The sequence below is a fragment of the Nocardia brasiliensis genome, from assembly GCF_042691675.1.
GTDB classification, from domain to species: Bacteria; Actinomycetota; Actinomycetes; order Mycobacteriales; family Mycobacteriaceae; genus Nocardia; species Nocardia brasiliensis_D.
Map to the genome: position 1 here is coordinate 139,287 of NZ_CP170507.1, position 13,840 is coordinate 153,126.

General features: G+C 68.0%; 7 protein-coding genes. 4 read left to right on the forward strand and 3 right to left on the reverse strand.

Annotated elements, in window-relative coordinates; genetic code table 11:
• Window positions 1-51: 51 nt before the first annotated feature.
• Window positions 52-597 carry a TetR/AcrR family transcriptional regulator gene (locus ACFK0J_RS00900; RefSeq protein WP_378735602.1) on the reverse strand — a complete coding sequence of 182 codons (546 nt, stop codon included), beginning with the start codon at window positions 595-597 and terminating at the stop codon, window positions 52-54.
• A gap of 86 nt (window positions 598-683) precedes the next feature.
• Here ACFK0J_RS00900 and ACFK0J_RS00905 point away from each other — a divergent pair, with 86 nt between their 5' ends.
• Window positions 684-2,231 carry an MFS transporter gene (locus ACFK0J_RS00905; RefSeq protein WP_378735604.1) on the forward strand — a complete coding sequence of 516 codons (1,548 nt, stop codon included), beginning with the start codon at window positions 684-686 and terminating at the stop codon, window positions 2,229-2,231.
• 73 nt (window positions 2,232-2,304) lie between these two features.
• On the opposite strand, the gene ACFK0J_RS00910 is transcribed toward ACFK0J_RS00905, so the two are convergent.
• A complete protein-coding gene (locus ACFK0J_RS00910) occupies window positions 2,305-3,852 on the reverse strand; it encodes an adenylate/guanylate cyclase domain-containing protein (protein ID WP_378735606.1) in 1,548 nt (515 codons plus the stop codon).
• A gap of 249 nt (window positions 3,853-4,101) precedes the next feature.
• A complete protein-coding gene (locus ACFK0J_RS00915; RefSeq protein ID WP_378735608.1) occupies window positions 4,102-5,823 on the reverse strand; it encodes a DUF4407 domain-containing protein in 1,722 nt (573 codons plus the stop codon).
• A 224-nt stretch (window positions 5,824-6,047) separates the two neighbouring features.
• Here ACFK0J_RS00915 and aroQ point away from each other — a divergent pair, with 224 nt between their 5' ends.
• From aroQ to ACFK0J_RS00930, 3 genes are all read left to right on the forward strand, one after another.
• Window positions 6,048-6,635 carry a gamma subclass chorismate mutase AroQ gene (gene aroQ / locus ACFK0J_RS00920; RefSeq protein ID WP_378735610.1) on the forward strand — a complete coding sequence of 196 codons (588 nt, stop codon included), beginning with the start codon at window positions 6,048-6,050 and terminating at the stop codon, window positions 6,633-6,635.
• Between the two features lie 897 nt (window positions 6,636-7,532).
• On the forward strand, window positions 7,533-12,182 hold the full coding sequence (gene gltB, locus ACFK0J_RS00925) for a glutamate synthase large subunit (protein ID WP_378735612.1): 4,650 nt from the start codon (window positions 7,533-7,535) through the stop codon (window positions 12,180-12,182).
• Window positions 12,175-13,644, forward strand: a complete 1,470-nt coding sequence (locus ACFK0J_RS00930) for a glutamate synthase subunit beta (RefSeq protein ID WP_378735614.1) — start codon at window positions 12,175-12,177, stop codon at window positions 13,642-13,644. Before gltB ends, ACFK0J_RS00930 begins: the two co-directional genes overlap by 8 nt.
• Window positions 13,645-13,840: the final 196 nt, after the last annotated feature.

The following is a 13,840-nucleotide window of genomic DNA, read 5'->3' on the forward strand; positions in this document are numbered from 1 at the left end:
GGGCCGAGTGTAACCGGCGCTACCGGCCGGAGTCCGGCCGTGGACCGGCGGTCAGCGGTCGAGTAGGCGGTCCACCACCTGGCGGTAGCGGGCCGGGGCGATCTGCGGCAGACCGAGTAGGGCGCGCAGGTAAACGCCGTCACCGACAAGTTGGACGATGTCGGCCTGGACCGGGTCGGCGATCTCCTTGTCCAATCCGTCCGACCAGGAGCCCATCATGTCGACCAACGCCTGCTGTACCTCGTCGGTCTCGGTGTCGGTCGCGGCGTCGATGGTGCGCATGGTGGCCAGCATGGAACGGTAGAGCTCGAGTTCCACCGCGTCGGTGGCGTTGTCCGGATTCGGCGTCTGCAAGTACCACTCGGCGACCGACTGGCCGCGCTCGGTGGCATCGTTCAGTTGCTGATTCGCGCGTTCGGTCAGCCGCCGGACCAGCCCGGCGAGCAGCGCGTCCTTGCTCTTGAAGTGATAGAGCAGGCCGCCCTTGGAGACGCCCGCGTTGGCCGCGACATTCTCCAGCGTCACGTGCGACATGCCTTTTTCCAGGAGCAGGGATTCGAGCGCGTCCAGGATCCGGTCGCGGGTGTTTGCCGTCACCCGGATGAGTGTACCGGCTGGACGGTAAGGTCTGGTACTGTACCGTCTGGACGGTAAGAAGAATGCGACGGAAGTCGAGAAAGCCAATGACCACACAGACCGCGAAGAACCCCCGGACACCCGGGCTCGCAGCCGAGACCCCGCCGCGCGCCACCGCGCGCGAGTGGGCCGGTCTTGCCGTGCTCGCCCTTGCCCTGCTGCTGCTCGCCGTCGACGCGACGGTGCTCGACCTCGCCGTGCCCGCGATCAGCGCCGATCTGGCGCCGACCACGCCGCAGCTGCTGTGGATCATCGACGTGTACTCGTTCGTGCTGGCCGGTCTGCTGGTGATGATGGGCAACCTGGGCGACCGGATCGGCCGCCGCAGACTGCTGCTCATCGGCGCGGCCGGTTTCGGCGTCGCCTCGGTGCTCGCCGCGTGGGCCGTCTCGCCGGAAATGCTGATCGGCGCGCGGGTGCTGCAGGGTGTCGCCGGTGCGACCCTGATGCCCGCGACCCTCGGCCTGATCCGCTCGATGTTCCTCGATCCGCGCCAGCGGACCGTGGCCGTCGCGGTATGGAGCGCGATGGCCGGTGGCGGTGCCGCGGCGGGTCCGCTGCTCGGCGGCTGGCTGCTCGAGCACTACTGGTGGGGTTCGGTGTTCCTGGTGAACCTGCCGGTAATGCTGGTGCTGATCGCCTTGGGCCCGTTCCTCGTTCCGGAATCGCGTGACCCGAACCCGGGTCGATTCGACCTGCCGAGTGCGGGGCTGTCGATGCTCGCGCTGGTGCCGATCGTGTACGCGGTGAAGGAGTCGGCGGCACACGGACTCGGCGTGCGGCTGGCGGTGATCGCGGCGGTCGGCGTGATCGCGGGTGTGGTGTTCGTGCGCAGGCAGCGGACGCTGGCGAATCCGATGCTCGACCTGAAGTTGTTCGCGCTACCCAGGTTCCGCACCGCGGTGCTCACCAACCTGCTCGCGGTGTTCGCACTGGCCGGCGTGCTGTTCTTCGGTTCGCAATACCTGCAGCTGGTGCTCGGGCACTCGCCGCTGGAAGCCGGATTGCTGTTGCTGCCCGGTCTGGCCGCCAGCGTCGTCGCGGCGCTCGCCTCGGCGTGGCTGGTGCAGCGGGTGCGGCCCGGACTGGTGCTCGGTGGTGCACTGATCGTCGCCGCGTTCGGGTCGGCGTTGTTCCTCTGGCTCAGCCCGGACGGCGCGACCAGCACGACGCCGTTCATCCTCGGCTTCCTGTTCGTCGGCGCGGGTGTCGGTATCGCCCTGACGGTTTCGTCGGACCTGGTGATCAGTTCGGCGCCGGCCGAGCGGGCCGGTGCGGCGGCGGCGGTCTCGGAAACCGCCTATGAAACCGGCATCGCGCTCGGCGTCGCCGTCCTCGGCAGCGTGGTCATGGCGATCTTCCGTAATGGCATCGACCTGACCGGCGTGCCCGGCGACCAGGTCGGTGTCGCGACGGAATCCCTCGGCGCGGCTACGGGTTTCGCGCGACAACTACCGGAGACGGTGTCGGGCGCCTTCCTCACCTCGGTGCAGGAGTCGTTCGTCTCGGGCATCCACTTCGCGGCGGTCGGCACGGCGTCGATCCTGCTCATTGCCGCGGTAGTGGCGTTCCGATTGCGTACGGCCCGTCCGTAATCAGTGCCGCTCAGCGAACTCGCGCCCGCTCCGGTCACCGGAGCGGGCGCGAGTTCTGTTGTAGCGCGGGATGTCAAGTACGCGGCCGGGCGAGCTGGGTGGGGGCGAGGCGGCCGCGGAGGGTGACGGATTCGCCGAGCTGCCAATGGGCGGCCTCGGTGGCGTCCGCGGTGGCAATGGTATTGGCGGAGGCCAGCAATAGGTCGTCCTGCTTGGCGAGTTCGCACAGCCGGGCGGCCTCGTTGACCGCGTCGCCGATGACGGTGAACTCGTAGCGCTGCCTGGCGCCGACATTGCCCGCGACCACCCGGCCCGCGGCGACGCCGATCGCGGCGATGAAGTCGGTGGCGGTCGCGTCGAGTCGCCGCCGGATCGCCCTGGCGCAGGCCAGCGCCGCCCCCGACGCGTCGGGAAGGGCCGCGGGCGTGCCGAACACGGCCAGCGCGGCGTCGCCCTCGAACTTGTTGAGCAGTCCACCGTGCTCCTCGACCTCGTCCACCACGATGCCGAAGAAGCGGTTGAGGATGGCGACCATCTCGGCGGCGGGCAACGTCGCGGCCATGGTCGTCGATCCGACGATGTCGATGAACAGCGCCGCCGCCTCGGTTTCCACGCCGCCGAGCGTCGGATTCCCGGCCAGCGCCGCATCGGCGACGTCGCGCCCGACGTGCCTGCCGAACAGGTCCCTGATCTGCTCGCGCTCCCGCAGACCCTCCACCATGTGGTTGAAACCGCTTTGCAGCTCACCCAATTCGGTGCCGTCGTAGACGGTGATCGCCACGTCCAGGTCGCCGTCCTCGACCTGGCGCAGCGCGCGCCGTACGCCACGAATCGGTGCGATGATCGCCGACACCGTCTGCATCATCAGCAGCAGACCGAACACCAGGGTGGCACCGCCCAGCGACAACACACAGACCGCCAGCCGGGCCGTGCTGACCGAGGAGTCGACCAGCGCCCAGCCCGCCACGATCATCGAAAGGGTCACCGGCACACCGGCGCCCAGCATCCAGGCCACCATCGAACGGGAGAAGACACCCATCCCGCGCCGCCGCCGCGACGGGGCCGCGTCCAAGACTCGCGCGGTCACCGCCCGCAGGGCGAACTCGGCGATCAGGTACCCGTTCGCGCAGACCACGATGGCACTGAAACCGATGCCGAGCAGGATCTTGGGAATGAGTGCGGGCTCGACCAAGCCGTAGAGCGGCGTCAGCACGGCCGCGGCCCCGGACCACAGCACCGCCTGCTGCAACACCAGGTGCCGCGGCACCGCGGCGGCGGCGATCTGCTCCGCCTCGGTGGGCACCTGGTCCGGCTGAATCGCCCAGCGCAGGGTGCGCAGACCCCGCACCGTGCCCCACCACATGCCGACCAGCAACGCCAACGCCGCGTACAACGGCGTCGCGATGACGTCGAGCAGCAGCAGGTCGCGAGTGAACACCGTCGGCCCCGGCAGGACGAACCCGATGAGTGCGAAAGTGACGGCCATGCCGGTGAGGTTCGCGCCGACCAACGGCACGGTCAGCAACAGCTGGACCCGGATCCGCCGCATGCCCGAGGACTCGTCCACCGGTCCCAGCAGCCGCGACCCGAACGCTGCTGTCGACACGTCACTGTGGGCCATGAGATGTAAGCCTAGGCCGGGCCACCCGCGCAGAGCCGGTCCCGACGTCCAGGATCGACCCAGCGCCTCCAGCATCGGTCGTGCTCGGGCATCTGAATCGGCTCGTGCGGCCGGGGCGACCGAGCGGCGCACCGGTCGGGCGCGACCACGACGCACCGGGCACCGCGCGGCCCTGACCTGCGGATGTGTCTGCGAGACCGGGCGGCCCCGGCTCGATCGACTACCTCGAAGGGCCCGCACGGTCGGCAATCAGTTGCCGCGCGGCAGTTGGCGCTGACCCCGGCCGGGCAGTTCGGATTGCCGACGCCCGGTCAGTTCGTCGGGACCATCGGCGGCCGACAGCCCGGGCGGCTGGGCGCCCGACCCGTGCGGTAGGGCCGAGTAGCGCGGATCCTGCTGCTGATAGTCGGCGTCGACCACCGTCGCGGCCACGCGCTGGGCGTGCCATTCGTCGGGCGAGCCCGGCGGGCGGCGGTAGCCCGTCTGCCCCTGGTCGGGCGAGCCCTGGGTGTCGACGGTGACCTTGCGGGTGCGGCGCAGCGTGAAGGTGATCTCCTCGACCTCTTCGAACGCCTGCCGCGCCGTGCGCAGCGGGTGGGTGGCGTTGTCGATCGCGTTGGCCACGAACGACGGGACCAGCGGGCGGATCAATCGGGCCGCGGTGTCGGTGAACGGCACGGTGCCGATCAGCGGCAGTTCCAGGCCGCCGCCGGAGCTGGGAGCCGGCGCGCCGGTGCTCGGCGCGAGCGCGTGCGTGGTCACGGGGGCGGGCAGGTTCGGCGTCGCGAATCCTTCGGCAGACACGGTGCTGTCCTTTCGGTCGTCAGCCGTTCCGGCTGGCAGTTCGGGGCGGCGTGGCGGTTCGGTGATCCCGATTTCCAAGCCGCCGACGGCCGCGACGATCCTGGTGCGCTGCCGCTCCCGGTCGATGGCGGTGTCCGCCTCGACGGCGAGGCGAGCGGCGGTGAGTTGTTGTTCGGCGCGTAAGGCTTCCGCCTCGGCGCGCACCTCGGCCCGTTTGACGGCGATGGCGGCGTCGGCCTCACGTTCGGCCTGGTCCTGCACCTGCTGGGCGGCGATTCGCCGGTCGAACGAGGTCCGCCCGCGCCACCAGCGCAGCAGCAGTGGCAGCAGCGCGAGCGCGATCGAGGCGACGATCGTCAGGATGCGCAGCGGCAGCGCGCCGGAGTTGTGCGTGGTGTAGTCGTTCATGGCCTGCCAGCGCGCGCCGAGACCGCGGTCGGCGCCCGCGAAAGCCGCGGATTCGGCTGCGGCCACCGTCTTTTCCTCGTCGGCGATCCGTTGGTCCAGCCCGTCGGCCCGGCCCTGCGCCGCGGCCAGCTGCTTGCGGGCGTCATCGAGCAGGTCGTTGGCGGTCAGAGCTTCCGGTCCGCGCCCCGGCACGCCGGTGATCCGGGTCTGTGGGCACTCGGGGCTCGGGTTGAATTCGCAGCGGGCGATCACCAGCCAACGGTCGAGATCGGCCTGCGCCCCGGCGATCGACTGATCCAGTGCGGTCCGGTCGGCGCGGGCCCGGTCGAGATCCGCGCGGGCGGTGACGACCTGCGGCGCCGAGGCGACCGCGCGCTGGGCTCTTTCGTCGAGGGTCCGATCGACACTGCCGCCGAAGACGACGATGGCGGCCAGTTCGGCGAGCAACCCACCGGCCAGCACGGCAACGGCGATGCGGGCGAGCAGGCCGAGCCGGTCGGGCTCACCGCCGGGTCGTGCGGTCGCCAGCGCCCGCGCGACCGCACCCGCGAGCACCGCGACGAGCAGCGCCACCGCGACGACCGCGAGCAGCGCCCAGGTGCCGGTCGAGGCCAGGGCGAGCGCGGTGACCAGACCGGACACGGTCGCGAACAACAGCACTACCGCTCCGGTGACGGCGTATCCCGTGTGCTCGTGGCGGTAGGCGACTTCGCTGTGCAGACCTCCGCCGAGCCAGGTGAACAAGCCGGTGACGGTCATGGGAACTCACATCCTCTTGGTCCCAGTCGATTTCGCATGCTCGCCGAAACCGTCACGGTTTCGTTGTCACAGCGTGACAGGACCGAACCCGACACACCGAGTACGAGCGGGCGTATGTGGCCAGGCTCACAAAACCAGGCATGGCGTGCGGGTATGGGTGTCCGAACCCGCTTACTCTGACTCGATGATCCGTTTCCGCGGGAGTCATCTCAGGAGGTCAGGTCATGCGCCTTGGCATGCTGTTGGTCGTGTCGGCGGCACTGATCATGTCGCCGGTTAGCGCGAGCGCGGATCCCGGCAGCGACCAGCATCGGTCGTTGGATCGACTGGTCGCGCTGGTGCTCGAACGACTCGACACCGGCGACGCGGTGGCGGCGGCGAAGTGGGCGTCGGCCGCCGAAACCGGGACCGAGCCGACAATCGACGATCCGGCCCGGGAGGCCGTGGTCTACGACGCGATGGCCCGGCTCGGCGCCGGTCTCGACCTGCCGGAGAACTGGGTGCGGCAGGTGTTCGCAGGTCAGATCGAGGCCAACAAGACAGTGCAGCGCGGCTTGATCACCCGCTGGCGCTTCGACCCCGCGGCCGTGCCCAGCTCACCGCCGAATCTGGCGTCGGTGCGTCCGGTGATCGACCGGGTGAATGTCGAGATCGTCGACCAGCTGGCCGCCAGGCGAGCCGAGCTGACCGCGCCGGATTGCGCGGAAAGGGTGGCGCGCAGTGTCTTCGGTGTATTCACCGCCGGTAATACCGACGCCTTGCATCAACTGGCGCTCGTGCGAGCCGCAGCCGCGCTGTGTGCGCCACGCTGAACGCGATGTGCTCTCGCTGAACGCTGTGTGCTCCCCGCTGAACGATTTCCGCGCCGCTGCTTAACCCTTTCTTAAGCGCGGACTTCACACTGAATGTCTCGTCCGGCGGCGAATATTCGGTGAAAGGCGCGCCGCCCCGCAATAAGTCGCACCTATTCCGCCCTGACGGTGTATAGATTTCGGCCGTCAGAATGTGTCGAATACCACTCGGGCCAGTTTGCTGAATATGTGCTGAAGAACACAGCGGACAAAAGAATCCGGATGGTCGGATCACAGCTCGGGCTCGTCAGAAGGCTGTCGGAAATCTCTCGAACAGGCCACGCCGGAGTTAGCCGCCGTCGGCTGGTTTGCCGGGTGCTGAGCCTGGGAAACCATCTTCGATGCAGGTGAGGGCGGTTTCTTGACCGTTTCGTGAGGTTCGGCGCCGCTGTCGCGTGTTGGCTACCAATGGGTCACATCCGGCGTCGCGTGCTCGATCGCGCGGTGCCCGCTGCCTTACACTGGACGACGCGCACACGTGGAGGACCGAATGAAGAAGCCCAGCTAGACCCAGTTATTAGTGCAGCCTAAGTTGGTTGGGCCCCGGACCTGACTTATCGTTTGCTCTTACGCCGGACACAGAATGATCGGCACCCTCGCCCGCTCGGGCAGCTCCTGGACCGGTGCTCAGCGTAGCTGGCGAGAACCCGCACGGAGGTAAGGATCTCGTTAGAGATCTGTTACCGACGAGCACCCACTACGTCACTGAAGCGGGTGAAACAACTGGAGACGTGACTGCACGCCGAAGACCATCAGCGCGGCTGGTTTCGGAACGTACGGGCGCAGTCTTGTACGGAGGCATTCGAACGAAAGGCAGTTCTTCTTTTTCTTCGAACGCCACTTCTTGAAGGCAGAGGCATGACGCAACTTCCTGGCCACAGGTCACCTGGACCGATCGGGCTCTACGACCCGGCGAACGAACACGACGCCTGCGGCGTCGCCTTCGTCGTCGACATGCACGGCCGCCGCAGCCGCGACATCGTCGACAAGGCTATTACGGCTCTGTTGAACCTGGAGCACCGTGGGGCCGCGGGTGCCGAACCCAACAGTGGTGACGGCGCCGGCATCCTGATCCAGCTTCCGGACCGGTTCTTCCGCGCCATCGTGGACTTCGAGTTGCCGCCGGAAGGCTCCTACGCCTCCGGTATCGCCTTCCTGCCGCAGGCCCGTCGCGAGGCCGCTCGCGCCGCCTACGGCGTGGAGAAGATCGTCAAGGAAGAGGGCCTCGAGGTCTACGGCTGGCGTGATGTGCCGATCGACGAGTCGTCGCTCGGCGCGCTGGCCCGCGATGCCATGCCGACGTTCCGGCAGATCTTCATCGGCTCTCCGAGGGGTGCGGCCGAGGAACTGTCCGGAATGGACCTGGAGCGCCGCGCTTACGTCATCCGCAAGCGGGTCGAACACGAGCTCGGCAAGGCGGGCCCCGGCGAGGGCACGGTCGGCAAGGAGTCGGTGTACTTCCCGAGCCTGTCCGGCCAGACCTTCGTCTACAAGGGCATGTTCACCACGCCCCAGCTGCGCGCGTTCTACCTGGACCTGCAGGACGGCCGGGTGGAGTCCGCTCTCGGCATCGTGCACTCGCGCTTCTCCACCAACACCTTCCCGTCCTGGCCGCTGGCGCATCCGTTCCGCCGGGTCGCACACAACGGTGAGATCAACACCGTCACCGGCAACGAGAACTGGATGCGGGCGCGCGAGGCGCTGCTGCGTTCGGACATCTTCGGCACCGACTCCGCGGGCAACAACCGGCTGGAGAAGATCTTCCCGGTCTGTACCCCGGGGGCGAGCGATACCGCGCGCTTCGACGAGGTGCTGGAACTGCTGCACCTGGGTGGGCGCAGCTTGCCGCACGCGGTGCTGATGATGATCCCCGAGGCGTGGGAACGCAACGAGACGATGGATCAGCGGCGTCGCGCCTTCTACGAGTACCACTCGATGCTGATGGAGCCGTGGGACGGCCCCGCGTCGGTGTGCTTCTCCGACGGCACCGTCGTCGGCGCCGTGCTCGACCGCAACGGCCTGCGCCCCAGCCGCATCTGGATCACCGACGACGGCCTCGTCGTGATGGCGTCCGAGGTCGGCGTGCTCGACATCGACCCGTCCAAGGTGGTCCGCAAGGTTCGACTACAACCCGGTCGCATGTTCCTGGTCGACACCTCGCAGGGCCGCATCGTCGGCGATGACGAGCTGAAGACCCAACTTGCGGCCGAGCACCCGTACCAGGAATGGCTGGACGCGGGTGTGACCAAGCTCGAGGACCTGCCCGACCGCCCGCACGTGCACATGTCGCACGACCGGGTGCTGATCCGCCAGCAGATCTTCGGATACACCAACGAAGAACTGAACCTGCTGATCTCGCCGATGGCCAAGACCGGCGGCGAAGCGCTCGGCTCGATGGGTACCGACACCCCGATCGCGGTGCTCTCGTCTCGGCCCCGGCTGCTGTTCGACTACTTCTCCCAGCTGTTCGCGCAGGTCACCAACCCGCCGTTGGACGCGATCCGGGAAGAGGTGGTGACCAGCCTGCGCCGGGCCATCGGCCCCGAGGCCGACCTGATGCACCCCGGCCCCGAGTCGTGTAAGCAGATCGCGATCGAATCGCCGATCATCGACAACGACCAGCTGGCCAAGCTGGTGCACATCAACGACGACGGCTCGCAGCCCGAGCTGCGTTCGGTGATCGTGCGCGGCCTGTACCCGGTCGCGAAGGGTGGCAAGGGACTTCGCAAGGCGCTCAAGGCGATCAACACCCAGGTGTCGGCCGCCATCGACGGCGGCGCGCGGATTGTCGTGCTGTCCGATCGTGAGTCCAACGAGAAGCTGGCGCCGATCCCGTCGCTGCTGCTGACCGCGTCGGTGCACCATCACCTCGTCCGTGAGCGCACCCGCACCATGGTCGGCCTGGTCGTCGAGGCCGGTGACGCCCGCGAGGTGCACCACATGGCCATGCTGGTCGGCTTCGGCGCGGCCGCGATCAACCCGTACATGGCCTTCGAGACCATCGAGGACATGCTGGAGCGCGGCGCGCTCGAAATGCCGGGCAGCACCGGCGATCACGCCGAGGACTTCCGCAAGGCGGTCGCCAACTACAACAAGGCCGCCAGCAAGGGCGTGCTGAAGGTGATGTCCAAGATGGGCATCTCCACGCTGGCCTCCTACACCGGCGCGCAGCTGTTCCAGGTGATCGGCCTGTCCCAGGAGCTGGCCGACGAGTACTTCACCGGCCTGCGCTCGCACCTGGACGGCATCGGCCTCGAGGAGATCGCCGCCGACGTCGCCGAGCGGCACCGGGTCGCGTTCCTGGAGAACCGCAACGAGCGCGCGCATCGCGAGCTCGAGGTGGGCGGCGAATACCAGTGGCGGCGCGAGGGTGAGTACCACCTGTTCAACCCGGACACCGTGTTCAAGCTGCAGCACGCCACCCGCACCGGTCAGTACTCCATCTTCAAGGAGTACACCAAGATGGTCGACGACCAGACCGAGCGGCTCGCCTCGCTGCGCGGCCTGTTCAAGTTCAAGAAGGAGCGCGCGTCGATCCCGATCGACGAGGTCGAGCCCGCCTCGGAGATCGTGAAGCGATTCTCCACCGGCGCGATGAGCTACGGCTCCATCTCGGCCGAGGCGCACGAGACGCTCGCCATCGCGATGAACCGCCTCGGCGGCCGGTCGAACTCGGGTGAGGGCGGCGAATCCCCGGCGCGCTTCGAGCCGGAGGAGAACGGCGACTGGCGGCGCAGCGCGATCAAGCAGGTGGCCTCCGGCCGCTTCGGCGTGACCGCGCACTACCTGACCAACTGCACCGATATCCAGATCAAGATGGCGCAGGGCGCGAAGCCCGGTGAGGGCGGCCAGCTGCCGGCGCACAAGGTGTACCCGTGGGTCGCCGAGGTGCGGCACTCGACGCCGGGTGTCGGCCTGATCTCGCCGCCGCCGCACCACGACATCTACTCCATCGAGGATCTGGCGCAGCTGATCCACGACCTGAAGAACGCGAACCCGCAGGCGCGGATTCACGTGAAACTTGTTGCGGAGCCCGGTGTCGGCACGGTCGCGGCCGGTGTGTCCAAGGCGCACGCGGACGTGGTGCTGATCTCCGGTCACGACGGCGGCACCGGCGCGTCGCCGCTGACCTCGCTCAAGCACGCGGGTGGTCCGTGGGAGCTCGGCCTGGCCGAGACCCAGCAGACGTTGCTGCTCAACGGACTTCGTGACCGCATCGTCGTGCAGGTGGACGGTCAGATGAAGACCGGCCGCGACGTGATGGTCGCCGCGCTGCTCGGCGCCGAGGAATTCGGTTTCGCCACCGCGCCTTTGGTGGTTTCGGGCTGCATCATGATGCGGGTCTGCCACCTCGACACCTGCCCCGTCGGTGTCGCGACGCAGAACCCGGTACTGCGCGAACGCTTCACCGGCAAGCCGGAATTCGTCGAGAACTTCATGCTGTTCATCGCCGAAGAGGTCCGGGAACTGCTGGCGCAGTTGGGTTTCCGCACGCTGGACGAGGCCATCGGCCGGGTCGATCTGCTCGACACCACCAAGGCCAAGCAGCACTGGAAGGCCAGCAAGCTGGACCTGTCGCCGATCCTCGACGATGTCGAGACCGCGTTCATGTACCAGGACCGGCGCTGCACCAAGACGCAGGATCACGGCCTGGACAAGGCACTGGACCAGCAGCTGATCACGCAGAGCCGGGACGCGCTCGAGCGGGGCCAGGCGGTGAAGTTCGAAACCAAGATCACGAACGTGAACCGCACCGTCGGCACCATGCTCGGCCACGAGGTGACCAAGCTCTACGGTGGCGCGGGCCTGCCCGACGACACCATCGACATCACCTTCACCGGCTCGGCGGGCAACAGCTTCGGCGCCTTCGTGCCCGCGGGCATCACGCTGCGGGTGCAGGGTGACGCGAACGACTATGTCGGCAAGGGACTTTCCGGCGGCCACCTGGTGGTGCGTCCGTCGCTGAACGCACCGGCCGAGTTCGTGGCGGAAGAGAACATCATCGCGGGCAACGTGATCCTGTTCGGCGCCACCAACGGCAAGGCGTTCATCCGCGGCGTGGTCGGCGAGCGCTTCGCCGTCCGTAACTCGGGTGCCCTCGCGGTGGTCGAGGGGGTCGGCGACCACGGTCTGGAGTACATGACCGGTGGCCGGGTCGTCATCCTCGGCGAGACCGGCCGTAACTTCGGTGCCGGCATGTCCGGCGGTGTCGCGTTCGTCTACAACCCGAACGGCACCTTCGAGGCCAAGCTCAACCCCGAGCAGGCCGATGCCGTCGAGCAGCTGTCCGGTGACGACTTCACCTGGCTGCGCGACATCATCACCCAGCACCGTGATCAGACGGGTTCCGCTGTCGCCGAACGCATTCTGGGCGATTGGTCGCAGCAGGTGAACCACTTCGTCAAGGTCATGCCGCGCGAATACAAGAAGGTTTTGCTCGCCATCTCCGAAGCTGAGAAGAGCGGCAAGGACGTGGACGAGGCGATTATGGAGGCCGCTCGTGGCTGACCCACAGGGATTTTTGAAGCACACCACGCGAGAGCTGCCGACCCGTCGGCCGGTTCCGCTGCGGCTGATGGACTGGAAAGAGGTCTATGAGCAGGGGTATCCGAAGGAGACCCTGCAGCGACAGGCCAGCCGCTGCATGGACTGCGGTATTCCGTTCTGCCACAACGGCTGCCCGCTGGGCAACCTGATCCCCGAGTGGAACGACCTGGTGTACAAGGGGCAGTGGCGCGAAGGCATCGACCGGCTGCACGCCACCAACAACTTCCCGGAGTTCACCGGGCGGTTGTGCCCGGCACCGTGTGAGGCGTCCTGCGTCCTCGGCATCAACCAGGACCCGGTGACCATCAAGCAGGTCGAGGTCGACCTGATCGAGAACGCCTTCGACGAGGGTTGGGTGACCCCGGTCTACCCGACCCGCCTGACCGGCAAGCGGGTCGCCGTCGTCGGCTCCGGTCCCGCCGGACTCGCCGCGGCACAGCAGCTCACCCGGGCCGGTCACACCGTCACCGTGTTCGAGCGGGCCGACCGCATCGGCGGGCTGCTGCGCTACGGCATCCCGGAATTCAAGATGGAGAAGCGTTTCATCGACCGCCGTCTCGCGCAGATGGAGGCCGAGGGCACCATCTTCAAGACCGGTGTGAACGTCGGTGTCGACATCTCCGCCGAGCAGCTGCGCGAAACCTACGACGCGGTCGTGCTGTCCGGCGGCGCCACCCTGGCGCGTGACCTGCCGATCCCCGGCCGCGAACTCGACGGCATCCACCAGGCCATGGAGTTCCTGCCGTGGGCCAACCGGGTGCAGCTCGGCGACGACGTCACCGATGAGAACGGCCTGCCGCCCATCCATGCCAAGGGCAAGAAGGTCATCATCATCGGCGGCGGCGACACCGGTGCCGACTGCCTCGGCACCTCGCACCGGCAGGGCGCCGCGAGCGTCCACCAGTTCGAGATCATGCCGCGCCCACCGGCCGAGCGTGCCGCCTCTACGCCGTGGCCGACCTACCCGCTCATGTACCGGGTGTCCTCGGCGCACGAAGAAGGCGGCGAGCGGGTGTTCTCGGTGAACACCGAGCGTTTCATCGGCGCGGACGGCAAGGTCACCGGCCTGCAGGCGCACGAGGTCAAGATGGTCAACGGCCGCTTCGAGAAGGTGGACGGCACCGACTTCACCCTCGAGGCCGACCTCGTCCTGCTCGCCATGGGCTTCACCGGACCGGAAAAGCCCGGCCTGCTCGAAGATCTCGGCGTCGGCTACGACCAGCGCGGCAATGTCCAGCGCGACAAGAACTGGGCGACCAACATCCCCGGCGTCTTCGTCGCGGGCGACATGGGCCGCGGCCAATCCCTCATCGTCTGGGCCATCGCCGAAGGCCGCGCCGCGGCCGCCGCGGTGGACCGCTTCCTGGAAGGTGAAACGGCGCTGCCCGCGCCCATCACCCCCACCATGGTCGCGCAACGATGAGCTGAACCCCTCTCTTACCGGAGCGGAAAAGGCGCCTGTGGACAGCTGTCCACAGGCGCCTTTGTTCTGGGTGGATTGCCGTGGGGTTGCACGCATTTCGGCGACGGGTCGGAGGGCCGGATCGGCCGGTGTGCGGGGTCGGTGCCGGGTTGTGGTGTGGACCTGCGTCTTTGGGCAAATTGACGGAAATCGGACA